The sequence below is a fragment of the Burkholderia sp. YHN3-13 genome (genome assembly GCF_055810675.1).
Window position 1 is genome coordinate 80,326 of record NZ_JBVVNQ010000003.1, and the last position, 23,117, is coordinate 103,442.

The 23,117-nt window shown below is 66.8% G+C and carries 27 protein-coding genes; 16 read left to right on the forward strand and 11 right to left on the reverse strand.

The window, feature by feature from the left end; all coding sequences use genetic code 11:
• Positions 1-102: 102 nt before the first annotated feature.
• The 6 genes from AC0KUR_RS08655 (at position 103) to AC0KUR_RS08680 (ending at position 4,912) form a co-directional block, all read left to right on the forward strand.
• Entirely contained in the window at positions 103-1,461 is a 1,359-nt protein-coding gene (locus tag AC0KUR_RS08655; RefSeq protein WP_034190095.1) for a Rieske 2Fe-2S domain-containing protein, read from the forward strand.
• On the forward strand, positions 1,458-1,946 hold the full coding sequence (gene benB, locus AC0KUR_RS08660; protein WP_034190024.1) for a benzoate 1,2-dioxygenase small subunit: 489 nt from the start codon (positions 1,458-1,460) through the stop codon (positions 1,944-1,946). The genes AC0KUR_RS08655 and benB overlap by 4 nt, the downstream gene beginning before the upstream one ends.
• Before the next feature lie 39 nt (positions 1,947-1,985).
• On the forward strand, positions 1,986-3,008 hold the full coding sequence (gene benC / locus AC0KUR_RS08665; protein ID WP_034190025.1) for a benzoate 1,2-dioxygenase electron transfer component BenC: 1,023 nt from the start codon (positions 1,986-1,988) through the stop codon (positions 3,006-3,008).
• Complete coding sequence (gene benD / locus AC0KUR_RS08670; RefSeq protein WP_473375713.1) at positions 3,005-3,781, forward strand: benzoate diol dehydrogenase BenD; 777 nt, start codon at positions 3,005-3,007, stop codon at positions 3,779-3,781. The genes benC and benD overlap by 4 nt, the downstream gene beginning before the upstream one ends.
• An 85-nt stretch (positions 3,782-3,866) precedes the next feature.
• Positions 3,867-4,265 carry a RidA family protein gene (locus AC0KUR_RS08675; RefSeq protein WP_049030437.1) on the forward strand — a complete coding sequence of 133 codons (399 nt, stop codon included), beginning with the start codon at positions 3,867-3,869 and terminating at the stop codon, positions 4,263-4,265.
• 149 nt (positions 4,266-4,414) lie between these two features.
• Complete coding sequence (locus AC0KUR_RS08680) at positions 4,415-4,912, forward strand: low affinity iron permease family protein (protein WP_049030435.1); 498 nt, start codon at positions 4,415-4,417, stop codon at positions 4,910-4,912.
• 374 nt (positions 4,913-5,286) lie between these two features.
• Here the strand turns inward: AC0KUR_RS08680 and AC0KUR_RS08685 are convergent, their stop codons facing one another.
• Entirely contained in the window at positions 5,287-5,997 is a 711-nt protein-coding gene (locus AC0KUR_RS08685) for a response regulator (protein WP_059561100.1), read from the reverse strand.
• Positions 5,998-6,595: 598 nt separating this feature from the next.
• Between AC0KUR_RS08685 and AC0KUR_RS08690 the strand changes: the two genes are divergently transcribed.
• Positions 6,596-6,817, forward strand: coding sequence for a hypothetical protein (locus AC0KUR_RS08690; protein ID WP_034190039.1), 222 nt, complete (start codon positions 6,596-6,598; stop codon positions 6,815-6,817).
• A 31-nt stretch (positions 6,818-6,848) separates the two neighbouring features.
• Here the strand turns inward: AC0KUR_RS08690 and AC0KUR_RS08695 are convergent, their stop codons facing one another.
• From AC0KUR_RS08695 to AC0KUR_RS08705, 3 genes are all read right to left on the reverse strand, one after another.
• Complete coding sequence (locus AC0KUR_RS08695; RefSeq protein WP_473375714.1) at positions 6,849-7,388, reverse strand: GNAT family N-acetyltransferase; 540 nt, start codon at positions 7,386-7,388, stop codon at positions 6,849-6,851.
• Between the two features lie 220 nt (positions 7,389-7,608).
• On the reverse strand, positions 7,609-7,830 hold the full coding sequence (locus AC0KUR_RS08700) for a hypothetical protein (protein ID WP_034190041.1): 222 nt from the start codon (positions 7,828-7,830) through the stop codon (positions 7,609-7,611).
• Positions 7,831-7,895: 65 nt separating this feature from the next.
• Positions 7,896-8,159: an HPr family phosphocarrier protein gene (locus tag AC0KUR_RS08705; RefSeq protein ID WP_034190042.1), complete on the reverse strand. Its 264-nt coding sequence runs from the start codon at positions 8,157-8,159 to the stop codon at positions 7,896-7,898.
• 333 nt (positions 8,160-8,492) lie between these two features.
• Between AC0KUR_RS08705 and AC0KUR_RS08710 the strand changes: the two genes are divergently transcribed.
• Positions 8,493-8,831, forward strand: a complete 339-nt coding sequence (locus tag AC0KUR_RS08710) for a zinc ribbon domain-containing protein YjdM (protein WP_034190043.1) — start codon at positions 8,493-8,495, stop codon at positions 8,829-8,831.
• A gap of 41 nt (positions 8,832-8,872) precedes the next feature.
• A complete protein-coding gene (locus AC0KUR_RS08715) occupies positions 8,873-9,709 on the forward strand; it encodes a class I SAM-dependent methyltransferase (protein WP_367190721.1) in 837 nt (278 codons plus the stop codon).
• Between the two features lie 44 nt (positions 9,710-9,753).
• On the opposite strand, the gene AC0KUR_RS08720 is transcribed toward AC0KUR_RS08715, so the two are convergent.
• Both AC0KUR_RS08720 and AC0KUR_RS08725 read right to left on the reverse strand, forming a co-directional pair.
• A complete protein-coding gene (locus AC0KUR_RS08720) occupies positions 9,754-9,939 on the reverse strand; it encodes a ribbon-helix-helix protein, CopG family (RefSeq protein WP_034190045.1) in 186 nt (61 codons plus the stop codon).
• A gap of 86 nt (positions 9,940-10,025) precedes the next feature.
• The gene (locus tag AC0KUR_RS08725) at positions 10,026-10,784 is read right to left on the reverse strand and encodes a YoaK family protein (RefSeq protein ID WP_034190046.1); all 759 of its coding nucleotides are present in this window, start codon (positions 10,782-10,784) and stop codon (positions 10,026-10,028) included.
• 241 nt (positions 10,785-11,025) lie between these two features.
• Between AC0KUR_RS08725 and AC0KUR_RS08730 the strand changes: the two genes are divergently transcribed.
• A complete protein-coding gene (locus AC0KUR_RS08730) occupies positions 11,026-11,376 on the forward strand; it encodes a hypothetical protein (protein WP_034190047.1) in 351 nt (116 codons plus the stop codon).
• Positions 11,373-11,585: a twin transmembrane helix small protein gene (locus AC0KUR_RS08735; protein WP_006489184.1), complete on the forward strand. Its 213-nt coding sequence runs from the start codon at positions 11,373-11,375 to the stop codon at positions 11,583-11,585. The genes AC0KUR_RS08730 and AC0KUR_RS08735 overlap by 4 nt, the downstream gene beginning before the upstream one ends.
• Before the next feature lie 185 nt (positions 11,586-11,770).
• Here AC0KUR_RS08735 and AC0KUR_RS08740 read toward each other — a convergent pair whose 3' ends face one another.
• Positions 11,771-12,691: an AraC family transcriptional regulator gene (locus tag AC0KUR_RS08740; protein ID WP_473375715.1), complete on the reverse strand. Its 921-nt coding sequence runs from the start codon at positions 12,689-12,691 to the stop codon at positions 11,771-11,773.
• Between the two features lie 139 nt (positions 12,692-12,830).
• Here AC0KUR_RS08740 and AC0KUR_RS08745 point away from each other — a divergent pair, with 139 nt between their 5' ends.
• Both AC0KUR_RS08745 and AC0KUR_RS08750 read left to right on the forward strand, forming a co-directional pair.
• Positions 12,831-13,796, forward strand: coding sequence for an SDR family NAD(P)-dependent oxidoreductase (locus AC0KUR_RS08745; RefSeq protein WP_473375716.1), 966 nt, complete (start codon positions 12,831-12,833; stop codon positions 13,794-13,796).
• Positions 13,797-14,117: 321 nt separating this feature from the next.
• The gene (locus tag AC0KUR_RS08750; RefSeq protein WP_473375717.1) at positions 14,118-15,335 is read left to right on the forward strand and encodes an acyl-CoA dehydrogenase family protein; all 1,218 of its coding nucleotides are present in this window, start codon (positions 14,118-14,120) and stop codon (positions 15,333-15,335) included.
• A gap of 30 nt (positions 15,336-15,365) precedes the next feature.
• Here AC0KUR_RS08750 and AC0KUR_RS08755 read toward each other — a convergent pair whose 3' ends face one another.
• Both AC0KUR_RS08755 and AC0KUR_RS08760 read right to left on the reverse strand, forming a co-directional pair.
• The gene (locus tag AC0KUR_RS08755; protein ID WP_473375718.1) at positions 15,366-16,553 is read right to left on the reverse strand and encodes an LLM class flavin-dependent oxidoreductase; all 1,188 of its coding nucleotides are present in this window, start codon (positions 16,551-16,553) and stop codon (positions 15,366-15,368) included.
• 179 nt (positions 16,554-16,732) lie between these two features.
• Positions 16,733-17,917, reverse strand: coding sequence for a porin (locus tag AC0KUR_RS08760; RefSeq protein WP_034190051.1), 1,185 nt, complete (start codon positions 17,915-17,917; stop codon positions 16,733-16,735).
• Positions 17,918-18,407: 490 nt separating this feature from the next.
• Between AC0KUR_RS08760 and AC0KUR_RS08765 the strand changes: the two genes are divergently transcribed.
• Both AC0KUR_RS08765 and AC0KUR_RS08770 read left to right on the forward strand, forming a co-directional pair.
• A complete protein-coding gene (locus AC0KUR_RS08765) occupies positions 18,408-18,752 on the forward strand; it encodes a DUF3088 domain-containing protein (RefSeq protein ID WP_034190052.1) in 345 nt (114 codons plus the stop codon).
• Between the two features lie 42 nt (positions 18,753-18,794).
• Complete coding sequence (locus AC0KUR_RS08770) at positions 18,795-19,793, forward strand: ABC transporter substrate-binding protein (RefSeq protein WP_473375719.1); 999 nt, start codon at positions 18,795-18,797, stop codon at positions 19,791-19,793.
• A gap of 56 nt (positions 19,794-19,849) precedes the next feature.
• On the opposite strand, the gene AC0KUR_RS08775 is transcribed toward AC0KUR_RS08770, so the two are convergent.
• Positions 19,850-20,170: a hypothetical protein gene (locus tag AC0KUR_RS08775; protein WP_034190054.1), complete on the reverse strand. Its 321-nt coding sequence runs from the start codon at positions 20,168-20,170 to the stop codon at positions 19,850-19,852.
• A gap of 465 nt (positions 20,171-20,635) precedes the next feature.
• Here AC0KUR_RS08775 and AC0KUR_RS08780 point away from each other — a divergent pair, with 465 nt between their 5' ends.
• Positions 20,636-21,910, forward strand: coding sequence for a hypothetical protein (locus tag AC0KUR_RS08780; protein WP_473375720.1), 1,275 nt, complete (start codon positions 20,636-20,638; stop codon positions 21,908-21,910).
• Between the two features lie 51 nt (positions 21,911-21,961).
• Here the strand turns inward: AC0KUR_RS08780 and AC0KUR_RS08785 are convergent, their stop codons facing one another.
• On the reverse strand, positions 21,962-23,029 hold the full coding sequence (locus tag AC0KUR_RS08785) for a hypothetical protein (RefSeq protein WP_473375721.1): 1,068 nt from the start codon (positions 23,027-23,029) through the stop codon (positions 21,962-21,964).
• Positions 23,030-23,117 lie beyond the last annotated feature (88 nt).

Below are 23,117 nucleotides of genomic sequence, written 5' to 3' on the forward strand. Positions count from 1 at the left end.
CGCGGCGCGCATGCGCCGCCGCCGGCCGGGTTTCCGCGAGATTCAACCGAAACCGATGCGAGCGTGCTTGCAGGACGCGGCACGCGCATGGAAGGAGACAACATGTCCGCCACGATCGACCCCACCAACGAACTGGATCACCTGCTCGCCACCGCGGTGCAGGACGACAAGGAGGCCGGCGTATTCCGCTGCCGCCGCGACATCTTCACGAACGCGGAACTGTACGAGCTCGAGATGAAGCACATCTTCGAGGGCAACTGGGTGTACCTCGCGCACGAAAGCCAGATTCCGGCCAACAACGACTACTACACGACGTGGATCGGCCGCCAGCCGATCGTGATCACGCGCGACAAGACCGGCGAGCTGCACGCGGTCATCAATGCCTGCGCGCACAAGGGCGCGATGCTGTGCCGCCGCAAGCACGGCAACAAGGGCAGCTTCACGTGCCCGTTCCATGGCTGGACCTTCTCGAACACCGGCAAGCTGCTGAAGGTGAAGGACGAGAAGACGACGGAATATCCGGTGCAGTTCAACACGAACGGGTCGCACGACCTGAAGCAGGTCGCGCGCTTCGAAAGCTATCGCGGCTTCCTGTTCGGCAGCCTCAACCCCGACGTGCTGCCGCTCGAGGATTACCTCGGCGAAGCGCGCGTGATCATCGACCAGATCGTCGACCAGGCGCCGAACGGGCTTGAAGTGCTGCGCGGCAACTCGTCCTACATCTACGAAGGCAACTGGAAGATGCAGATGGAGAACGGTTGCGACGGCTACCACGTCAGCACCGTGCACTGGAACTATGCGGCGACGATGGGCCGCCGCAAGGAAGACGGCACCAAGGCCGTCGACGCGAACAGCTGGAGCAAGTCGGTCGCGGGCGTGTACGGCTTCGACAACGGCCACATCCTGCTGTGGACGCAGACGATGAACCCGGAAGTGCGGCCCGTGTACCGGCATCGCGACGAGATCCGCGCGCGCGTCGGCGACGTGCAGGCCGACTTCATCGTGAACCAGACACGCAACCTGTGCGTGTACCCGAACGTGTTCCTGATGGACCAGTTCAGCACGCAGATCCGCGTGGTGCGGCCGCTCGGCGTCGACCGGACCGAAGTCACGATCTTCTGCTTCGCGCCGAAGGGCGAGAGCGACACCGATCGCACGCTCCGCATTCGCCAGTACGAGGATTTCTTCAACGTCACGGGCATGGGCACCGCCGACGATCTCGAGGAGTTCCGCGCGTGCCAGGCCGGCTATGCGGGCGTCACGGCGATGTGGAACGACCTGTCGCGCGGCGCGCCGCTGTGGGTCGACGGGCCGGACGAGAACGCGACGAAGATGGGACTGAACCCGCGCATCTCGGGCGAGCGCAGCGAGGACGAAGGGCTGTTCGTGTGCCAGCACGAACACTGGGTGCACGTGATGCGCGATGCGCTGAAGAAGGAACGCGGGGAGGTGGCGGCATGAGCTTCGATTACCGGACCATTTGCACGACGCTGTATCGCGAAGCACGGCTGCTCGACGATCGCCAGTGGGACGAGTGGCTGACCTGCTATTCGGAGGACGTCACGTACTGGATGCCCGCGTGGGACGACGACGACCGGCCGACCGACGACCCGCAGAGCCAGATCTCGCTGATGTACTACCCGGACCGCGGCGGCCTCGAGGACCGCGTGTTCCGGATCAAGACCGAGCGCAGCGGCGCATCGACGCCCGAGCCGCGTACCAGCCACAACGTGACGAACGTCGAGGTGCTGGCCGAGCGCGATGACGAAGTGGACGTGCGTTACAACTTTCACACGCTGAACCATCGTTACCGCGTGACCGACCACTTCTTCGGCACGATGTTCGTCACGTTGCGCCGGGCGGGCGATGCGCTGCTGATCTCGCACAAGAAGATCGTGCTGAAGAACGACTACATCCGGCAGGTGCTCGACGTCTATCACGTCTGACGCCGTCGTTTTGTGATGAAAGGAAGTGGAGGCGACACCATGTCCAGCTACACGATTGCACTGAATTTCGAGGACGGGGTAACCCGCTTCATCGATTGCAAGGCCGGCGAGAAGGTTCTCGACGCGGCCTTCCGCGCGAAGATCAACCTGCCGATGGATTGCTCCGACGGCGTGTGCGGCACCTGCAAGTGCCGCGCCGAAAGCGGCCGCTACGACCTCGGCGACGATTACATCGACGACGCGCTCACCGAAGACGAGAAGGACGGCGGCCTCGTGCTGACGTGCCAGATGGTGCCGCAAAGCGATTGCGTGATCGCGGTGCCGACCTCGTCGGTCGCGTGCAAGACCGGCCAGAGCGGCTTTGCCGCGACGGTCACGAAGGTCGAGCAGCACAACGACGCGGCCGTCGTGCTCGAGCTCGACGTCGGCGCGGCCGCGCCGGTGTTCCTGCCGGGCCAGTACGTGAACATCGACGTGCCCGCGAGCGGCCAGCACCGCTCCTATTCGTTCTCGTCGGCGCCGGCCGATGCGAAGGTCAGCTTCCTGATCAAGAAGATTCCCGGCGGCGTGATGAGCACGTGGCTCGAATCGGCGCGGCCGGGCGACACGCTGCAATTGCACGGCCCGCTCGGCAGCTTCTACCTGCGCGACGTCGCGCGGCCGCTGCTGTTCCTCGCCGGCGGCACCGGCCTCGCGCCGTTCCTGTCGATGCTCGAAGTGCTGGCGCGCGGCGGCTCGCGGCAGAAGGTGCACCTGATCTACGGCGTGACGCGCGATCTCGATCTCGTGCTGGTCGACGCGATCGAGGCCTATGCGGCGCAGCTGCCGAACTTCAGCTTCGCGACGGTCGTCGCGGATGCCGCGTCGGACCATCCGCGCAAGGGCTGGGTCACGCAGCACATTCCGGCCGATGCACTGAACGACGGCGATGTCGACGTGTATCTGTGCGGGCCGCCGCCGATGGTCGACGCGGTGCGCCAGTATTTCGACGACGAAGGCGTGAAGCCGAACAGCTTCCACTACGAGAAATTCACGCCCAACGTCACGGCAAAGGCGGCATGATCATGCAACGATTCTCCGGCAAGGTCGTCGTCGTCACCGGCGCGGCGCAGGGTATAGGGCGAGGCGTCGCGCTGCGCGCGGCGGCCGAGGGCGGCAGGGTGCTGTTCGTCGATCGCGCGGATTTCGTCGCCGAGGTGGCGGCCGAGGCGAGCGGCGGCGAGACGGCGGGCTGCGTCGCCGATCTCGAAACCTATGAAGGCGCGCAGGCGGCGATCGCATACGCGGTGCAGACGTTCGGCGGCATCGACATCCTGATCAACGGCGTCGGCGGCGCGATCCGCATGCGTCCGTTCGCCGAATTCGAGCCGGCGCAGATCGACGCGGAAATCCGCCGCTCGCTGATGCCGACGCTCTATACCTGTCACGCCGTGCTGCCGCACCTGATCGCGCGCGGCGGCGGCACGATCGTCAACGTCTCGTCGAACGCGACCCGCGGGATTCGCCGCGTGCCGTACTCGGCGGCGAAGGGCGGCGTCAATGCGCTGACGTCGGCGCTCGCGATGGAGTACGCGGCGCACAACATCCGTGTCGTGGCCACCGCGCCGGGCGGCACGCATGCACCGCCGCGTCGCGTGCCGCGCAATGCGGCCGGCGACAGCGCGCAGGAGCAGGCGTGGATGGCCGAGGCCGTGCGGCAGGTGACCGAGTCGACGTACTTCAAGCGCTATGGCAGCCTCGACGAGCAGATCGCGCCGATCCTGTTCCTCGCGTCCGACGAGGCGAGCTACATCACCGGCACGGTGCTGCCGGTCGCCGGCGGCGATACGGGTTGAGCGGGGTGCCGCTGGACTTCGCCCATCGACCGCTTTCATCGACAACCAGACGGCCGGCGCGATGCCGCCGGCCACGGAGACCTCCATGCGTGATCGCAAAGCCATCGTTCCGGCGGGAATGGAAGCGGTGTACGAGAAAATCGGCTATGCGCCGGGCCTGCAGGTCGGCGACACGCTGTACGTGTCCGGCCAGATCGGCCGCGACGCGGCGATGCAACCGGTCGACGGCCGCGAGGCGCAGATCGTGCAGGCGTTCGAGAACCTGCGGCTCGTGCTCGAGGCGGCCGGCGCATCGTTCGGCGACGTGGTCGACCTGACGACGTTCCATACCGACATGCGCGACCTGCCGCTGTTCATGCAGGTGCGCGACCGGTATCTGCACGCCGATCCGAAACCGGCATGGACGGCGGTCGGCGCGCACATGCTGGGCGGCTCGCCAGGCTACATCGTCGAGATCAAGGCGGTGGCGGTGTTGCGGGACTGAGCGCGGCGTCGTCGCGTGCGGGACGGCACCTGCCGGGCACACGAAATGCTCGCTCGGCGATGGCGCCCGCATGCGGGCCGCACCGCAGCCGCGCGCTCGCGGCCCGTGCCTGCTCGCGCCATGACCGACAGTCTTGTCCGGGAGGCGCCATGCGCGAATCGAACGAATCATCACGAGCAAGTGTGCATGCGGGCGGCGCAGCCGCGGCCGACCGGCGGGTGGTACCGGCCAGACATCCCGTCACGCGTGCCTTCGAACGTTTCGCGTCGCACGTGACCTTGTGGGCCGGTTCGCCGATCGCGTTCGGCAGTGCAGTCGCCGTGACTGCGCTGTGGCTCGCCAGCGGGCCGGTGTTTCATTTTTCGGACACGTGGCAGCTCGTCATCAATACCGGGACGACGATCATCACGTTCCTGATGGTGTTCCTGCTGCAACGCAACCAGAACCGCGACAGCGTTGCGCTGCACCTGAAGCTCGACGAACTCGTCGCCGTGACGCGTGCGGCAAACGACCAGTTGATCGGAATCGAGGACGCGTCGGAGGACGAGCTGCGCGAGCTTGCGCGGAACTATCTCGAACTGGCGAAGCGGGTCGCCGGCCGCGACGGTGCCGGCGGGCGGCCCGAAACGCGCCCGGAAGAGTCGTGACCGGCGCGAAGGCTCGCGTTGCCGTCGGCGACGTCGGGTATCCGCTTTTTCAAGCGTTTGTCATTTCGTCCCCGTCGGGGCCGGACGATCCGTCTGGCGGCGCGGACCGTGGAAGGCGGTTACATCGAGTGGAGGCGTACCGACGACCGCGCGCGAGCCCCCCGACGCGACGTCTCCGCATGCGGAGACCGATACGCCCGACGCGCCGGGCATGCAAAGCGGGCTGCAGAGTCTCGCGGTCCTGCTGACGGCGCTGTCGCGCATTCCGACCGAACGGTTCGGCCGCACCGTGTTCACGGCCGCCGATGCGCTGCATGAAGTCGGCGCTTGGAGCCGTCGCAGCACGAACACGTTAGGTTTGCACACGCACCGCGTCACTCCCACGCGTGCTTGCTGAACTGATAACCCTTGGAGCGAATGGTCTTGATCCGTTTAGGCTCGGTCGCGTCGTCGCGCAGTTTGCGGCGCAGCTTCGAGATGCGGCCGTCGATCGAGCGATCGAGGCCGTCGAACGCGATGCCGCGCAGCAGCAACGTCAGGTCGGCGCGGCTGACCACTTCGCCGGCGCGGCACGCAAGGGCCCACAGCAGGTCGAATTCGGTCGACGTCAGGCGCGGCACGCTGCCGTCGGGAAGGTGGACGCGGCGATCCGTGCGGTCGATCGAGAGCTTGCCGAACGTGAACCGCTGCGGCGATTCCGGCCCGCGGTCGGCCGGCTGCGGGCGTGCCCGCCGCAACTGCGCCTTGATCCGCGCGAGCAGGATGCGCGGCTCGACCGGCTTGCGGAGAAAGTCGTCGGCGCCCAGTTCCAGGCCGAGCAACTCGTCGAACGGTTCGTCGCGGGCCGTCATCATGATGAGGATGCCGTCGTATTGCGTGCGCGCCGCGCGGCAGATCTCGAAGCCGTCCTTGCCCGGCAGGTTGATGTCGAGCAGCACCAGGTCCGGGCGGCTCGCGATGATCGTCGTCGCCGCGCCCGTGCCGTCGGACAGCGTGTCCACCTGGTAATGATGCTGGCGCAGATAGTCGGCGATCAGCGCGGACAGGGGGACGTCGTCTTCGACGAGCAGGATTCGGATGGGCATCGCGGAACGAGGGGGGAAACGGGAAAGTGGCGAGCGGTCAGGCCCAGTCCGAACGCGGGGTAGCCGACGCGACGTGCATGGTACTGCGCGACATTCCGACGGAATGTGACGAAATCTGATTCGTTCGGTGAGCGTATCGATGGGGGGACCGCCGCTGCCTGGCGAAGCGGCGAATGGCTGTCGGCGTGCAGACGCACGTTTGGCCGAAACGGTCGGCGCGATAGCCGGCGCGGGGCCGGCGAGGATGCGCGATCGGGCATCCTTCAGACGAAAACGTTTGCGGAAAATCCGTTGTTCCCACCGTCGTCTGTATGGGCGAAACCGAGGCCGGGCAAGGTTACTCGACATATCATTACAAAATATTACCAATGTCGCCGAGTATCCGTCCCTACAATTTCGGCACCTGTCGCGCGCGCCGGACGGATCGCGATTCGTTGCAGGTGCGCGGGGCGGGGAGCCGGGTCGCCACACGAAATCCACGCGGGGATCATCGCGCCGAAGGCGGCACCGCCGCCTCGAGCCGCGCTTTCCGCGCGGGCACCCGATCCGTTTCCCGTCCGGCAACACGAAGCGGATATTCGCTTCCTTTGGGAATGGCATGAGATTCAGAAAACGCACCAGTTATGTCGATGCAACACGGTGGTTCGCCGACGGCGATCATGACCGGGTGAAGAGCCGTCACGGCGTTTGGGCCATCGCGACGCCGGAAGGCTGGCGCACGGTGAAGCCGGGCGACTGGATCCTGCTCGATGAATGCGGAAACTGCTGGCCGATGGACGACAGTCTTTTCAGGCATTTCTACGAACCGGCAGCGGAGTGAGGCGGCCGCCGGATTAACGCGGTATTCGCGCCTATCGACGCCTGCGCGAGAACAGCAACGAATCGGCGTCGTTGAAGCGGATGCGTTCCGGTTCGCCATACCCGGCCTTCTCCGCCACGCGGATCGACGCGACGTTGGTCGGCGCGATCAGGCACACGCTGCGCTCGAAGCGCTGCTGCCCGTCGAGCCACGCCAGCGCGGCCGCGAGCGCCTCGGTCGCGTAGCCCTTGCCGTGCGCCCAGCTCGCGAGCGCCCAGCCGGCTTCCGGCACGCCGCGCACCGACGGCTCGATGTTCCGGTGGAAATCCGCGAAGCCGAGATCGCCGACATAGCGCCCTGACGCCTTCTCGCGAATCGCCCAGTAGCCGTAGCCGAGCAGCGGCCACAGCCCGCGATACGCGAGCATGCGCATCCACGAATCGCGCGGCGCGGACGGCTGGCCGTTGAAGATGTGCGAGACGACCGCCGGCTCGGCCCACATCGCCGCAAGCGCGTCGAAGTCGCCGAGCGGATGGCCTTCGAGGACGAGGCGGGGCGTGTCGAGAACGGGCGGGGAAGAGACCGGCGGCATCGAGGTTTCCGGAACAGGGTTGGACAGAACAACCTGGCCATCAAGGCGCCGAAATCATATCAAAACCCCTGCGCGGCGGTGGCGGCGTCGCGCAGCCGCTGTTGCCCGATGCAACGGGCAATCCGCATGGCCGCGGGCATCCCCGCCGTGGAACCCCGTGCGGCCGCAACCGGCAATCGGGCTCCTCCCGTGCAAGGCAAGGTCGCTCGCGGGCGGCGGCCTATTTCCGGCTTTTCAGGAAGGTCCGCCCTTCGGCCGTGATCGACGCGCCGGAGCGGCCGTGCACCGGATGACTGACGAAGCCGGCGCTGACGAGCTCCCGCGCGATCGACCAGCCGAGTGCCGGCGCATCGCGTCCGTAGCGGACATCGGCGAGGCGTTCCAGCGCCCAGATGGCGGAGGCGGACAGGTTGGGGGTGTTGGACATGTCGGTATCGCTCATCGCTTCCTCGGGGAGTGGAGATTCGGGGGGCGCGGCGCAATGCCGCGAGACGGGTGGCGCAAGCATCAGCGCGCCTGGAGCAGCGGCAGCAGCGCGTGCAGCGCGGCTTCTTCATCGGGCCCGGTGGCCAGCACCTGGGCCGACGTGCCGCCGTGTACCTGCAGCGACGCGATGGCCGCGCTGTCCTTAGCGTTCCCGCTGAGCCCGTTCGCGATCAGCAGGATGTCGCTTTCGAAGCGGCGCGCTGCGTCGGCGGTTGCGTCGCGGGCGGCGGCACCGCGGTTGCGGTTCCACGCCGAGCCGATCTGAACGTACACAACGGTTGCCACGATGCTGGAAATCCTCCGGACGGGGGCGGGATCGATGTGCGGCGTGCACCGTCGGGCCGGGCTTTCGCGGTTTTCCGCGGGAGCGCGGCGCGCGATCCGGTGCGAACTTGCAGACATCCTCAGTAAAGCTGCCTTCAAGTTCGCTGAATATCGTGAAGTCGAGGATTATAATGCATCGGTCAGGATATGTGTATTGCATTATAATGTCGTGTGCGCCGATGGCGGCCTGCCGCGTCCTGGCAGGCGTGTCCCGGTTGCATGACCGCCCGGGTGCGCAACCTGCCCGCCCGGCATTTTCCTGACCGATCCAACTCCTCCCGAATGGAAGCTGCAATGAACGCCGCCCCCGCCTGCCCGCAATGCGCGATGGAAAACACTTACCCGGACGGCACGCTGACCGTCTGCGCCGACTGCGGCCATGAATGGTCGGCGGGTGCCGAAGTGGTCGACGAACCGGCGGGTGACGTCGTCAAGGATGCGAACGGCAACGTGCTGTCGGACGGCGATTCGGTCGTGCTGATCAAGGATTTGCGCGTGAAGGGCTCGTCGATCACGCTGAAGATGGGTACCAAGGTGAAGAGTATCAGGCTCGTCGGCGGCGATCACGAAGTCGATTGCAAGACCGACATGGGCGGCTTCATGCTGAAGGCCTGCTACCTGAAGAAGGTCTGAGCGCACGTCGCGCCCGGCCGTTTTCGCCCGATTGCCCGCCCATGATCGACGATCCAGCTTCCTACGACGCGTTCGTCAAATTCCTGGCGACGCCGCTGAACGACGGCCGGCCGTTCGTGCTGGAGACACGGCATGCGCTGTCGCTGCACTTCGATCATTTCGCGACGCAGAGCTTCATGTCGCTGCGCGATCCCGTGCGGCTCGAGCTCGGTTATACGCGCGTGATGATGGGTTTTCTGCTGCTGCAGCCCGAGCCTGCGCACATCTGCATGCTCGGGCTCGGCGGCGGCTCGCTCGCGAAATATTGCTACCGGCACCTCCCCGGTACGGCGATCGACGCGGTCGAGATCAATCCGGACGTGATCGCGCTGCGCGACATATTCAGGATTCCCGCCGATGATGCACGGTTCTCGGTGATATGCGCCGACGGCGCGGATCATGTGAACCGGGCGGACGTCCGGACGGACGTGATCCTGCACGACGCGTTCGTCGCCGACGGCACGCCGGGCCGGTGTACCGGCGCGGCCTTCCTCGACGCGTGCCGCGCGCGCCTGGGCGACACCGGCGTGCTGGCGATCAACCTGATGGACGACGATCCGGCGCTGCCCCGGCATCTCGAGCACCTGCGAACGGTGTTCGGCGCGTCGTATACGCTGGTGCCGTGCGGCGACGACAACAACTTCGTCGCGTTCGCATGGAAGCACGACACCCGGCTGCCGTCGTTGCGGATCCTGCTCGAACGCGCGCTCGCGTGCGAGCAGGCCGGCACGCTGAAGCTGGCGGCCACGGCGAGGCGCATGAAGGCAGGGGAGAACGTCGATCCGCGGCGGCTGGCGCGGCGCGCGCAAGCGCGCGGGCGATGGGAAATCGACGCATGACCGGCGTGTGACCGCCGTCGCGGGCGCGGCCGGTGTGGCCGCGCTTACTTCACGCGCTTGCCGAGCGCGCTCTTGGTCTTGTACGTGACGCCGTGCCGGTCGAGATAGTCGCGGATCAGTTGCCGCACGACTTGCGACGGCGTGAGATCCTGCTCCGCGCAGAGCATTTCGAAGGCTTCCTTCTTCGCGGGGTCGATCAGGACGGTCAGGCGGGCGGTTTTCGTTTCCATGACGGGTCGAGCGTGGTCGGTATGTTAATCAAATTATAATCGATCCGACTTCGGTGCCGCCGCCGGAACGAGGGCCTCGGGGCCGATCAGCGGCTGCCGCGGAGCAGCGCGAGCAGATCGTCGATCACGGGAACGATCGCGAGCATCACGAGCACCGCGGCGAGCGGCACCGTCGATACGTAGCCGACATGCTTGAAGCCGATCGCGCCGGCCAGCCCGCCGACGAAGAACGACGTGAGCATCATCGCGTGAATCCTCAGTTTCGAACGGTTGGCGATCACCGCATGCGCGTCGACGTCGATGGCCGACCGGTTCCAGTAGAACAGCTTCCCGAGCTCGATGCCGAGATCGGTCACGATGCCCGTCATGTGCGTCGTGCGGATCTCCGCGCCCGAGAGCTTCGTGATCGTCGCGTTCTGCAGCCCCATGATGAAGCACAGCAACGTCACGGTCACGGGCACGAAGAAGGTTTCCCACAGCGCGAGGTGGCTGCCGAGCAGCCCGAACAGGAGCAGCAACGCGGCCTCGACCAGCAGCGGCAGCACGAACTGGCTATGCAGCCCGCGGCGGCGCCCCCAGTTGACGAGGATTGCCGAGCAACTGGCGCCGAACAGGAACGACCCCAGCGAACTGATGCCGGCCAGGGCCAGCCGGACGTCGCCGAGCGCCGTCTGGTCGGCGATCGCGGACACGATGCCGCTCATGTGCGACGTGTACTGCTTGACCGCGAGAAAGCCGCCGGCATTGGCCGCGCCGGCGACGAAGGCCAGCGAAAACCCGAGCTGACGGTTCGCGGTCGCGCTGCGGTGTTTTCCGGTCAGGTTGCGAAAGTACTGCGCTGGCATAAGGGTTTCGCTCAATCGCCGCGGATCGCGGGCACGGACGGGAAAGCCGGCGCCGGGCGGCAGGGTGGGCACGCTGCCTGCGCCGGAGACCGGGTCTGTCGAATCATGTGATGAACATGATAATGTCATTATCATACTCTGTTAGCCGGATGGGGCTTTCAGTACAATATGCCCGGTACGACCGGCCTGTGGCTTCGCTGCCGCGCGGCCCGCGTTTGCGATTCCTTCGACCCACCGCTTCATGACCCCGATCAAGTTCATCCTTCGCTACACGGCGATCCCGTTCACGGCCATCGTGGCCGTGGTGCTCTGGACTGTAATACCATCGTCGAAAGAGATCGATGCGAGACAATATGCGGCGCTGTCGCGCGCCTACGCGAGTTTCCCGCTGCCGTTCCGGCGCGAGATCTCGGAAGCCATGGATCACGGCCGGCTCAACGACCGGCGCTACCAGGCGCTCGTGCGCGATTCGCTGGGCAACGGCGTCGCGCTGGACTGGCCCGCGTCAGGCGTCGGCGGCATCGCCGACGAACGGAATAAACTGGCCGAACTGATTCAGGCCGATTCGGATCTTCAAAGGCAACAGCAATGAAAACCCTGCTGGTTTCTGTGGCATTCGCGATGATCATCGCGAGCTTGATCTTCGCGCTGTATTTCATGAATCACGATCGCGGCAAATCCAAGCGGATGGCGTGGTCGCTCGCGGCCCGCGTCGGGCTGTCGGTCACGCTGTTTCTGTCGCTGCTGATCGCGTACAAGCTCGGCTGGATCGAGCCGACCGGATTGCCGATCGGACGTTGAGCGGGGCGCCTCGCGGCATGCGGGGCGTTCTCGTAAATGCGAGTTTGGTTATCTAATCATGGTGTTGTGATAAGAAAACTTATCCTGACGCCGTTGATGTAAATGAATCCCGTTGGCGGAAGTGCCGCTTCGGCTGTGCCGCCGAGGCCATTCGCGGGCGCCAACAGACGCAGAGGCGACCGGCGCTAGTGGCCCGACCCGTCGGCCAGGCCATGCCGATACGCGCGCGGCGAACAACCCACGATGCGCTTGAATGCGTGTCCGAACGCGCTGTCCGAGTCGTAGCCGAGCCGCTGCGCGATCGCCGATATCGAGACGTTCGAACGTCGCAGCTCCCGCATCGCAAGTTGTATCCGCCAGCGCAGCACGTATTCGAGCGGCCCGAATCCCAGCCGTCGCTTGAAGTGCAGCGCGAACGTCGAGCGCGACACGTGGCAGCAGGCCGCGAGTGCGTCGACGCTCCAGCGTCGCGCCGGCTCTGCGTGAATGGCGGCCAGCGCCGCGCTCACCCGCGAATCCGCGAACCCCGCAAGCCACCCGACATCGCCGTTCGCACCGTCGTCCACATAGCGCCGCAGGATCTGCACCAGCATCATGTGTCCGAGATGCCGGACCATCAGCGACCCGCCTGGCGACGACGCACCGAATTCCTGCGCGAGTTGCTGCAGCGCCCAGCGCAGCACCGCCGCCTGTTCGGAGCCGCCGTTCACGACGACGACGGGCGGCAGGCTGCCGAGCAGCAGCGGCATGCCTTCTTCGTACACGAAGCGGCCACCGATCAGAAAGCAATCCGCCGGCTCGCCAAAGTGCGCGATACCGCGTTCGACATTCCGATAGACGTCGGCGGCCGGCACCGGGGCGAGCGCGAGATCGCTCGCCAGCGAAAACGCGCGCGGCGAAGCGAGCAGGAAACAGTCCCCCGGGCGCAGCCGGACAGGCGGCCCCGCTCCGTCGACGGTCAGCCAGCAGCTTCCTTCGACCACCGCGTTGAACTTGACCCCGTCGGGCGGCGGAATCGCGACTGCCCACGCACCGCCGGCGCGCAGGCCGGTGAAAAACGAATCGCGCGTTTCCAGTAGCGACAGCACTTCCGACAGCGGATCCATGCGCAACTCCCGGACGATCTCGACGAAAAAACGGATTCTATTGCATTCACAGTCCGGGTGCGTGCCCCGAGAATGGGCTCGTGCGGTGACGTGACCGGCGGGCGGCCGCGTGCCGTGCGTATCATTCCTGGAGCCTTCAATGACGAGCAGGCAACACCCCCTTCATTCCGGATTCGGCGCCGCGTCGACGGCGAGCGATGTATTGGCCGGTCTCGACCTTCGAGGCAAAACCGCCATCGTCACAGGCGGCCATTCGGGTCTCGGCCTCGAGACCACGCGCGCACTGGCGCAGGCCGGCGCGCAGGTCATCGTCGGCGCGCGGAGCGCCGATGCCGCGCGCGACGCGACGCGCGGGATGGCCGGCGTCGAGAGCGCGGCACTCGACCTCGCCGATCTCGCGAGCGTGGCCGCATTCGCCGCGCGGTTCGTCGACGCGCGGCGCGACGTGCATATCGTCATCAACAGCGCGGGCGTGATGGCGTGCCCCGAGACGCGCGTCGGCGACGCCTGGGAAGCGCAGATCGCCGTCAATCATCTCGGCCACTATGCGCTGGTCAACCGGCTGTGGCCCGCGCTCGCGCATGGGCACGGCGCCCGCGTGGTCGCGGTGTCGTCGCTCGGGCACCGGCTTTCGCCGATTCGCTGGGATGACGTTCAGTTTGCGCACGGCTACGACAAATGGCTCGCGTACGCGCAGTCGAAGACCGCCAATGCGCTGTTCGCGGTGCAACTCGACGCGCTCGGCGCCCGGTTTGGCGTCCGCGCCTACTCGTTGCATCCGGGCAAGATCGCGACGCCGCTGCAACGTCATCTCACCCGCGAGGAGATGATGGCGCAGGGCTGGGTGGACGAGCACGGCGTGCCGATCGACCCGACTTTCAAAACGCCGGCGCAGGGCGCGGCGACGCAGGTGTGGGCCGCAACGTCGCCGCGCCTCGCCGAAATCGGCGGCGTTTACTGCGAGGATTGCGACATCGCGGTGGTGACGCGCGGCAACGAGGAGTCGGGCGTGCGACCGCACGCGATCGATCGGGAGGACGCTGAACGTCTGTGGGCGTGGTCCGCTGCGTTGACGGATGTCGACGCCTTCGCGCCACGCCGCTGACGCCGGAGCGAGCGCCGGGAACCGCTCGGGCCCGGGCCGGGATGGCGAGTCGGCGCACGGGTTCTGCCGGAACGGCGCGGCGGACTGAGCGTTGTCTCTGCGCGCCGCGAGCGGATGGTTTCGTGCGCGGGCATCGTCGTGACCGTGCGTCGCAGGCCCATCCGGCGCCGACACGGCAGCCATGCGCGACCATTCCCGGCGCACGCATAACAAAAGCTGAAATCGGCTTTTCACGTGCGCCGGACGCGTCCCTATACTTTGCGATGCCGCGATCGCACTTCGCCGCGACGCACCCGATCACCTCCCACAAGGATTTTCCCGATGACTGCCCGTGATGCCGTCGATCCACGCGACGCGTTGCGCGACGCGCTCGCCACGCTGCCCGATCTCGCGAACGCGCTCGGCCAGGATGCCGCGCAACGCGAGGCGCGCCGCGAACTGCCGTTCGAGGGCTTCGCGATCTTTCGGCGCTCGGCACTGGGCGCGCTGCGGATTCCGGTGGCGCGCGGCGGCCTTGGCGGCAGGCTGGTCGATCTGTTCGATACGATCGCGACGCTGGCCGCCGCCGATTCGAATCTCGCGCACGCCTTGCGCATTCACTACGACCAGACCGAGACGCTGCGGCTGTCGCCGCGCACACCGTTCAACGACGTGCAGCTCGAACGCGTGCTGGCCGGCGCGATCTTCGGCGGCGCGTCGACCGAGCTCGGCACGTCGCGGCCGGGCGAAAACACGACCGTGTTGCGCCGGGACGGCGATCACCATCGGGTCACGGGACGAAAATACTATTCGACGGGCACCGCGTTTGCCGATTTCGCGCGCATCAACGTGGAAAACGAGCAGGGCGACGCGCTGGCCGTGATCATTCCCGTCGCGCGCGACGGCGTGCAGGTGCTCGACGACTGGGACGGGATGGGGCAGCGCATGACGGCGAGCGGCAGCCTGCTGCTCGACAACGTGCAGGTGTTCGCGGACGAAGTGACCGCGCGCGACGGGGCGACGCTCGTCGGCCGCCATTGCGGCGCGCTGCGGCAGCTGCATCTCGTCGCGACGGCGGCAGGCATCGTGCGCAACGTGGTGGCCGATGCACGTCGCTACGTGCTCGCGCACGGACGCCCGGCGCTGCACAGCCCGGCGCCCACCGCGCACGACGACCATTTCGTCCAGCAGGTCGTCGGCGAGCTGTCCGCGCACAGCCACGCGATCGACGCGCTCGTGCGCGAAAACGCGCGGGCGCTCGATCGCTCCGCCGACGCGATCGAAGCGGGCGACGCCGACGCGCATGCGCAGGTGCTCGACAGCGCGCTCGCGACCGCGCGCACGCAGCTGATCGTCAGCAAGCTCGCGCTGCATGCGGCCGAGCGGCTGTTCGAAGTCGGCGGCGCGTCGGCGACGGCGCGCGCGCACAACTTCGACCGGCACTGGCGCAACCTGCGCACGATCTTCAGTCACAACCCGCTGCTGCACAAGGCACGCGTGATCGGCGACTACGAACTGAACGGCGTGACGACGCACCTGACCGAAGGGCGCGTGTTCTGATCGCACCAGGCCGGTTGCCGCGGCCGGACGTCAGCGCCGCAAGCCGGCTTCGCGCAGCAACGGCAGCACGCGTTCGCCGAAGAAGTCGAGGTCGAGCCTGAAGTCGTAGAAGCTCAGCTGGATACCGTCGATGCCGGCGCGGTGCAGCCGCACGATGGTGTCGGCGACTTCGTCGGGCGAGCCGGTGATCGAGATGTTGCCGCCGATCGCACGCGCGGCCGTCTGCGAACGCTGGTCGAAGCCGCCGCGCCACGCATGCGCGTCGCTGTCGAAACGGTGAAAGCTGCCTTCGTCCGCGTGCGCGACGATCGCGTCGCGGTACGCGCGCGCTTGCGCCGCCGTCTCGCGGCAGATCACGAGCGGATTGAGCAGCGTGCGGATCGTCCGGCCGCGTGCGGCAGCGGCCGCCTTCACGCGGGCAGTATGCGCGGGCAGCGCGTCGATCGCCCGTTCGGCGTCGGGGCCGGCCGGGCTCGTGACGAACACGATGTCCGAATAGCGCGCCGCGAATTCGATGCCGGCGTCGGAGCCCGTTGCGTTGATCAGCAACGGGCGGCCGTAACGCGGCTTCGGCGTCACGAATGCGCCGCCCAGGCGCCAGTTCGACAGTGCCGGCGTATAACTGAAGTTGTCCGGTTGCGCCCACAACTGCTGGACCGCATCGAGGAATTCCGCGGCCATCTCGTAGCGTCGGTCGTGCTCGATCCGGTTCCAGCCGAACATCTCGTGTTCGATCGCGCGATGACCCGTCACGACGTTGATGCCCCAGCGCCCGCGCGAGATGTGATCGAGCGTCGCGGTGAATTTCGCGAAATGCAGCGGATGCCACGGCCCGTAGAGCACGTGGCTCGTCGCGACGAGGATGATCCGCTCGGTGCGCGCGGTCAGCGCGGCCAGCGTCATGAACGAGTCGAGCGCCTGGCCGTCGAACACGCCGCCGTAGCCGCCTTTCGGCAGCCACTGCGACAGCGCGAACACCAGATCGAAGCCGAGTGCCTCGGCGCGCGCGACCAGATCGGCGTTGTAGTCGAAGGTCCAGTCGGTGGAACGCGGCAAGGTCGACGCGCTCCATCCGCCGGCCTGGATCGGCAGGAACAGCCCGAGCATCAGCGGCTGCGCGAGCGCTCGCGACACGGGGCTGTCGGGGAAATCCGCCGGTGAACGGACGTCGACGAACGGCGACGGCGCGAGCGGGGCGGCAAGGGAGGTGTCGCTCATGGCTTGCTCCTGGCGAGGGTGGCGCGCGCCGGGCAACGGCGACGGGCGCGACGCCCGTCCGGTTCGGCGTTCACGCAGGCGGCCTCGCGCGGCGAAACGCACATTCTCGGCAACCGGGCACGGCGCGGCAAACAACGAATCCCGCTTTGCTTATCGCGCCGCCCCCGATACGCGTGCCGTCAGAACTTCACGCGCAGCCCGCTGACGAACGCGAGCTGCCGGTTCGTCGACGACGCGCTGCCGATGTTCGAGATCGCGGCGATCTTGCGATAGCCGCCCGACGTGGCCGTGCTCGCATCGCCGGCCGCGAGCTGGTAGATGCCCGATACGTAGATGTCGGTGCGCTTCGACAGCGCATAGTCGAACCCGAGCGTGAACTGGTGCCAGCGCGGCTTCAGCGTCTGGCCGCCGGTGCCCGGCAGGCCGCTCGCGCGCCCGTCGGTGAACGTATAGACGCCGATCAGCGTGGCGGCCGGCGTGATCTGGTAGCGCGCGTTCACGTCGTAGTTGTTGAACTTGCGCGACGAGCCGTCGACATAGTCGAGTTGCGTGTGGCTCCAGGCGAAGCCGACCGTCGCGCGGCCGAGCGCGTAGTTCGCGCCCAGCGCCCCGATCTGCTGCTTGAGCACACCGCCGTTCAGCCCGTAGAAGAATGCACCGCTGTAGTCGTTGCCGGTGGTCGAGGTCGCGCCGCCCACCGCGCCGCTTGTGTTCGACGTCGCGTTCGGGTGATTGAACCGCACGTAGCCGCCGCCGACCGACAGCGGGCCGTTCACGTAGTTCGCCGATGCACCCCAGGCGTTGTTGTTCGAGAAACCCGTGCCTGCTCCGCCGTTCGCCTGGTTGCTGAATGCATAGAGCAGGTCGGCCGTGAAGCCGGCGATCGTGTCGCTGCGGAACTTCACCGCGTTGTTCAGCCGGAAGCTCTGGTTCAGGTTGTCGTTGTCGCCCACGTGGGTGGCCGGCGACCAGAAGCCGGCGCCCGAGTACTGCGCGACGAGGTCGGTGATCGGCTCGTACTGGCGGCCGAACGTCAGCGTGCCGAGGCCCGACTTGGCGAGACCCACGTACGCGGAGCGGCCGAACAGTCGGCCGCCCTGGCCGAGGCCGCCGTCGCTCGGCCGGAACCCGCTTTCGAGCGTGAAGACCGCCTGCAGGCCGCCGCCGAGATCTTCCGCGCCTTTCAGGCCCCAGCGGCTGCCGCTCAGCTTGCCGCTCGTCTGCTGGATGTTGCTCGCGCCGCCCTGGTTGTTCGTATACGCGATGCCGGCGTCGACGACGCCGTACAACGTCACCGAGCTCTGCGCGTACGCACTGACCGAACCGATCGAAACCAAACCCAGTACTACCGATTTTTTGATCATCGCTATCCTCTGTTTTTTATGGGTACGTCCGTGAGGATCACGATGCTATTGACGACGGCCGCGCCGACGAACGGTCGATCCGTGGTTTGTAAATCGTCGCGCGGCCGATTTGTAATGTGCAGGGTCGCCGGCCCGGCATGTCCGTCGTGATCGCGTCCGGCGTGCGTGCTGCGGCGAACACATCGCCTGGACCGCATACGGCGGGCAGCGGCAACCCGTGCGTGATGTCATATCGATCGATGAAATCGTTCGATATCCGCAATATGTGCAGCCCCGACCGCGATGTTTTTATGCAACGCCCGCTAGGCGGCGTAGCACCGATGCGCTATGCGGTCCCGCATATCGATTCCGCAAAACGTTGGTAGGGCCGCACGACGCGTGACGGTAGAGTCGGGCATCCGGTCGCGGGCCGGCATGCGCCGGAAATCGACGCGCACACGGGTGCAAGCGTCCCGGCCGGGTGGATCAACGAACATGGGAGCCGATTGACATGAGTCGCGATGTACTGTTTCTGCTGGAACCGGGCTTTGCCGATCCGAAGCATCCGGGCCAACGCTTCGTCTGTCCGCATGGACTGTCGATCGAAGGACTGCTGGCGAGCGCGCCCGATCGTGCCGGCCGCCTCGACGTGAAACGCGTCGGGTTCGAGCGGCCGCGGGCCGCGGTGATCGACGCGCTCGACGATGCCCATCAGGGCCTGCCGGTCCTCGTGCTCGGCCGCGACCAGCCGGCGCCGGACGACGCGCAGACGCTCGGCGACGTGCGCTTCGTCACCGACGCGCGCCGCATTCTCGAGCTGCTGGCCGAGCGCCACGGATTTCCGGCGCTGCATTGACACGCCGGTTCCGGCAACCCAATCAATCGACAGGAGCACCCGATGTCGTCAATCTCGGCGTCACGCCGCCGCCTGCTGCTCGCCGGCGCCGCGGCCGTGGCGGCACCCCTGGCCGCGAGGTCCGTGTTCGCGGCGCCGGCCGTCAACACCGATCTCGCCGGCACGACGTTGCGCGTCGCGACCTACAAGGGCGGCTGGCGCGCACTGCTGCAGGCTGCCGGGCTCGGCGACACGCCGTACCGGATCGACTGGCGCGAGCTGAACAACGGCGTGCTGCATATCGAGGCGCTCAATGCCGATGCGCTCGATATCGGTTCGGGCAGCGAAATCCCCGCGGTGTTCGCCGCGCGCCAGAAAGCCAATGTGCGGTTCATTTCGCGGGTGCGCGAAGACCTGAACAACCAGGTCACGCTCGCGCGCAAGGACACGCCGATCCGCAGCATCGCGGCGCTGAAGGGCAAGCGCGTCGGCTATGTGCGTGCGACGACGTCGCACTATTTTCTGTATCGTCAGCTGACGGAGGCCGGCCTCGGTTTCGACGACATCCAGCCGATCAACCTGTCGCCGACCGACGGGTTGTCGGCGTACGATCGCGGCGACATCGACGCGTGGGCGATCTACGGCTACAACGGCCAGCTCGCGCGCAATCGCTACGGCGCGCGCGTGCTGAAGACGGGGAAGGGCTATCTGTCGGGAAATTTTCCGGTGTACGCGAATCCCCGGGTGCTCGACGATGCGCGCCGGCGCGCGGCCACCGCCGATCTGCTGCTGCGGTTCCGGCACGCGTATGCGTGGGCGAACGGGCGCTTCCGCGACTATGCGCTCGCGCAGAACCGCGAGACGCGCGTGCCGGTTGCCGATCTCGTCGCGATGTTCGACCAGCGCAGCGAAGACTTCGCGCTACTGCCGGTGACGCCCGACGTGGTCGCGCAGCATCAACAGGTCGCCGATGTGTTTACCCGGATCGGCGTACTCGACGGGCCGGCCAACGTCGCACCGTTGTGGGATACGTCGTTCAATTCGGTGGTTGCGGCGGGGTGACGCGCCGCCGCCGGGCGCTGCCCATGTGAACGGGCGATGCGACGGGCCCGGCGGAATCAGGAGAACGTCGTCGCGACCATGATGCCGAATACCAGCCCGATCGCGATTCCGCTGAGCCGGCCGTAAATCGACGCGCGAACATTGTCGTCGAGCACGAACGGCGAGCGCTTGTGCTTCCAGATCGTGCTCAGCGCCACCGGGCGGGTGAGCAGCGCGATGCATGCGATCAGCACGGGCGTGGCGATGAGCATCGCGATGCGCTGCCCGTTCCAGTCGACGCCGTGCATGGCGAGCGAAACCAGCGCGGCGAGCGGCACCTCGACGCACAGGCCGAGCAACGAGCCGCTGACGAATGAATCTCCCGGGGACTGGAACATGATCGGTCCTGGCGTTCGAATGAAATCGGCAACGCGGTCGAGCTGCCGAGTGAAAACTCCACGGCCGGCGCTCGCGGCCGGTCGACCGTGGGCGGCATCGGCGAGGATGACGGCCGGATGGTAAGGCAAATTGCCGGCCGGTTGTCGGTCATTCAAGCTATTTAACAAATGCCCGGCGCCGCGGCATTTTCATCCCGCATCGGGCGCCGGCGCGATCGTGATCGTCGGGCAATCGGGCCGGGTGCGACGCACCGGCGTGCGTCTTCAGGAATCCGTCGTTCTTCATTACAATCGGACATCGCTTGTCGAGCGAACGGATGCGTCGATACGAAGCCGCTGAAATGGATTCGCCGCGATATCGTATGACGATAACGAATATTCGATTGCTGCCCGGCAACCGGTCTCGCGCGCAAGAACCTGCAGCCGGACTGACTCGATACGCGCCACCTTTTCGCCACCACACGCATGAACACGTCCGATAACAACGAGACCAGCCGCCGCCATCTCGTCGCCTTCGCGATCGACGACAACCGGCAAGCCTGGTACGAGATGGTCATTCCGTTCATCGTCTCGCTGCGCGCGACGGACTACCGCGGGCGCATCGGCGTCATCGGCTACGGCTTGTCCGCCGACAAGCAGCAGCGGCTGCGCGACAACGGTATCGAAGTCTATGCCGGGGCAGGCGTCGGCGACCTTTCGTGGGATCGCTACATCTCCGCGGCCGCGGTCTTCGACGCCGATCCGGAACTGCAGACGCTCGCGCTCTACGACGCCGATATCTGGTTCCCGGGGCCGCGATTCGATATCTTCGACGTCGCGACCGATGACGATCTGCTGCACGTCGCGCCCGACGCCCACTTCTGCGCGTTCGTGATGTCGCCGATCATCGGCGAGCGGCGGGACACGCTGGTTCGTCAATGCGTCCAGGACGTACTCGATCGGGTCGGGCATCCGTTGCAGGCGGGGCTCGTCGTGGGCGGCCGAGCGCCGTGGGCGCGGTTTGCGCAGTATGTCCGCGAGCAGGCTGGACGCATCGGCCTGGACTTCGCCGGGATTCACGGGCTCGATACGACGTTCCTGCATCTGTGGGGCGGGCTGGGGCAGGTTCGCCTGGTCGGCTGCGAACAGAATTTCGTCACGAAATGGGGGCTTCACGAGCGGCACGATTTCGATGCCGTGCAAATCCTGCTCGAGCATCAGGGCAAGCCGATCCGCGGCCTGCACATGACGGGCGACGTGCGCTTCCTCAATCACTGGCGATATCTGTCTCGCGATGCCGAGCAGGCGATCGCGCTCGGCCAGGCGTTCGCGTTGCCGCCCGAACCCGGCATGCGGGAACAGCCGGCCGCCCTCGACGCGCTTCCGCTCGAACGCCTCGCCGCCAACGGGCTGGCGCTCGTGGCCGCGCACGAGGACGTGCTGCCGGATGTCCCGCGTCTCGCCGCGGGAGCGTCGTTCCGGCACCCGCAGGGCAGTGCGCTCAATGCATGGGCGTCGCACACGGTCGAATTCGAGGTGACGCGCGAACGGACGGTGCTGGACATCGGGCTGTCGCACCTGAGCGGCCAGCCGTCGGCGCCCCGGGCGCATGTGGCGCGCAACGGCGAAAGCGTCTCGCTGCAGGCGCCGTACAAGATCAGCGTCTCGACGCAACCGGGCGACCGCATCGTGTTGAGCGCGCTCACGTTGCCGGGGCAGGCATGCCATACCGCGTGGGATATCGTCGTGCGACACGCGTGATGCCGCGGCTGCCAGGCATGCAGTAGGCCGATACGTGCCGGCGCGGATGCGTCAGGCGGCGAAGATCCGGCGCTGGTAGTCGAGGATCAGGCGATCGATGTCCTGCGTAGCGCGCGGCGGCTGGCTTTTCGGTTCGAGCCAGAGCCATCGCATCATCCGGTAGCGCGCCTCGACGCACATCAGCCAGGCGTCCCAGTCCGACCAGTGGCGCAGCAGCGGGATATTGCGAATGTCCCGCAATCCGTCGCGGATCTCGTACACGTGGAAATGCTGGCTCGCGCGCTGGCTCAATTCGTCGAATGCGCGGGCGGCCTGCTCCGGGTCGGACAGCAGGAAATCGTGGATCTCGATGATCACGTGGCTGCCTGAGAGCTGTTCCAGCAGCGTGTCGTCGAACAGGTCGAATTCCGCGCCTTCGATATCGCACAAGATGACGCGTTCGGCCGGCGCGCCGCCGTGCTCCGACAGGATCGCCGGCAGGTCGCGATCGGCCTTGCCGTAGACCGCGACGCGATCCGCCAGCCCCATCTCCGCGGCGCGGTGCTGGATGGCCTGGCGGCGCTGCTCGTCCATCTCGAAGCACAGGCTGCGGGCAAAGACGTTGTTCCGGACCAGGCCGATGCCGAAGATCCCGTCGGCGGCCCCGAGATCGACCAGCACCTTGTCGGGTGACCCGAGCGCCTCGAGGATCGCGCAGACGGCAATTTCATAGGTGCCGAGCAGGTAGCCGCCGACCGCGACTTCCGCCCAGTGACTGAAGCCGATCGGAAACCCGCGAAGGATGCCGTACTGGACGATCGAGCCGGTCTGCTCGCGCAGCAACTGCGACAGATAGTGCAGGCGAAGATTCGCGGCCTGGATCGAGCTTTGGCTGAAGTACTGCGCGTGGTCCATTTTTTCGTTCTCGCTGGGTGAGGAAGCACGTCGGAGCATGCGGCGATGGCCGGACGGGCGTCTTCCGCGGAGGCGAGCGCGTCGTCCTGCTCGGACGAGAATATAGCGCGTTGCCGGCGTATCGCCAGCATGGCATGAACCCGGACGATGCCGGGCGGCGGGCCGGCGGGGCAGCGCAATGGGTTGAACGAACGTGTCGTCTGCTTGGGCGGATGCTTCGGTCACGGTGCCGCGTCGACGCCTCTGCAATGATCCGCCGATCAACCGCCCGAGAATCGCAGGCGGTTGACCGGCAACGGTCCCCGTCGTTCGC

Bases quoted from the DNA above. Each gene is read 5' to 3' on its own strand.
- AC0KUR_RS08655 (WP_034190095.1), top strand. From the start codon at position 103: ATGTCCGCCACGATCGACCCCACCAACGAACTGGATCACCTGCTCGCC.
- benB (WP_034190024.1), top strand. From the start codon at position 1,458: ATGAGCTTCGATTACCGGACCATTTGCACGACGCTGTATCGCGAAGCA.
- benC (WP_034190025.1), top strand. From the start codon at position 1,986: ATGTCCAGCTACACGATTGCACTGAATTTCGAGGACGGGGTAACCCGC.
- benD (WP_473375713.1), top strand. From the start codon at position 3,005: ATGATCATGCAACGATTCTCCGGCAAGGTCGTCGTCGTCACCGGCGCG.
- AC0KUR_RS08675 (WP_049030437.1), top strand. From the start codon at position 3,867: ATGCGTGATCGCAAAGCCATCGTTCCGGCGGGAATGGAAGCGGTGTAC.
- AC0KUR_RS08680 (WP_049030435.1), top strand. From the start codon at position 4,415: ATGCGCGAATCGAACGAATCATCACGAGCAAGTGTGCATGCGGGCGGC.
- AC0KUR_RS08685 (WP_059561100.1), bottom strand. From the start codon at position 5,997: ATGCCCATCCGAATCCTGCTCGTCGAAGACGACGTCCCCCTGTCCGCG.
- AC0KUR_RS08690 (WP_034190039.1), top strand. From the start codon at position 6,596: ATGAGATTCAGAAAACGCACCAGTTATGTCGATGCAACACGGTGGTTC.
- AC0KUR_RS08695 (WP_473375714.1), bottom strand. From the start codon at position 7,388: ATGCCGCCGGTCTCTTCCCCGCCCGTTCTCGACACGCCCCGCCTCGTC.
- AC0KUR_RS08700 (WP_034190041.1), bottom strand. From the start codon at position 7,830: ATGAGCGATACCGACATGTCCAACACCCCCAACCTGTCCGCCTCCGCC.
- AC0KUR_RS08710 (WP_034190043.1), top strand. From the start codon at position 8,493: ATGAACGCCGCCCCCGCCTGCCCGCAATGCGCGATGGAAAACACTTAC.
- AC0KUR_RS08715 (WP_367190721.1), top strand. From the start codon at position 8,873: ATGATCGACGATCCAGCTTCCTACGACGCGTTCGTCAAATTCCTGGCG.
- AC0KUR_RS08720 (WP_034190045.1), bottom strand. From the start codon at position 9,939: ATGGAAACGAAAACCGCCCGCCTGACCGTCCTGATCGACCCCGCGAAG.
- AC0KUR_RS08725 (WP_034190046.1), bottom strand. From the start codon at position 10,784: ATGCCAGCGCAGTACTTTCGCAACCTGACCGGAAAACACCGCAGCGCG.
- AC0KUR_RS08730 (WP_034190047.1), top strand. From the start codon at position 11,026: ATGACCCCGATCAAGTTCATCCTTCGCTACACGGCGATCCCGTTCACG.
- AC0KUR_RS08735 (WP_006489184.1), top strand. From the start codon at position 11,373: ATGAAAACCCTGCTGGTTTCTGTGGCATTCGCGATGATCATCGCGAGC.
- AC0KUR_RS08740 (WP_473375715.1), bottom strand. From the start codon at position 12,691: ATGGATCCGCTGTCGGAAGTGCTGTCGCTACTGGAAACGCGCGATTCG.
- AC0KUR_RS08745 (WP_473375716.1), top strand. From the start codon at position 12,831: ATGACGAGCAGGCAACACCCCCTTCATTCCGGATTCGGCGCCGCGTCG.
- AC0KUR_RS08750 (WP_473375717.1), top strand. From the start codon at position 14,118: ATGACTGCCCGTGATGCCGTCGATCCACGCGACGCGTTGCGCGACGCG.
- AC0KUR_RS08755 (WP_473375718.1), bottom strand. From the start codon at position 16,553: ATGAGCGACACCTCCCTTGCCGCCCCGCTCGCGCCGTCGCCGTTCGTC.
- AC0KUR_RS08760 (WP_034190051.1), bottom strand. From the start codon at position 17,917: ATGATCAAAAAATCGGTAGTACTGGGTTTGGTTTCGATCGGTTCGGTC.
- AC0KUR_RS08765 (WP_034190052.1), top strand. From the start codon at position 18,408: ATGAGTCGCGATGTACTGTTTCTGCTGGAACCGGGCTTTGCCGATCCG.
- AC0KUR_RS08770 (WP_473375719.1), top strand. From the start codon at position 18,795: ATGTCGTCAATCTCGGCGTCACGCCGCCGCCTGCTGCTCGCCGGCGCC.
- AC0KUR_RS08775 (WP_034190054.1), bottom strand. From the start codon at position 20,170: ATGTTCCAGTCCCCGGGAGATTCATTCGTCAGCGGCTCGTTGCTCGGC.
- AC0KUR_RS08780 (WP_473375720.1), top strand. From the start codon at position 20,636: ATGAACACGTCCGATAACAACGAGACCAGCCGCCGCCATCTCGTCGCC.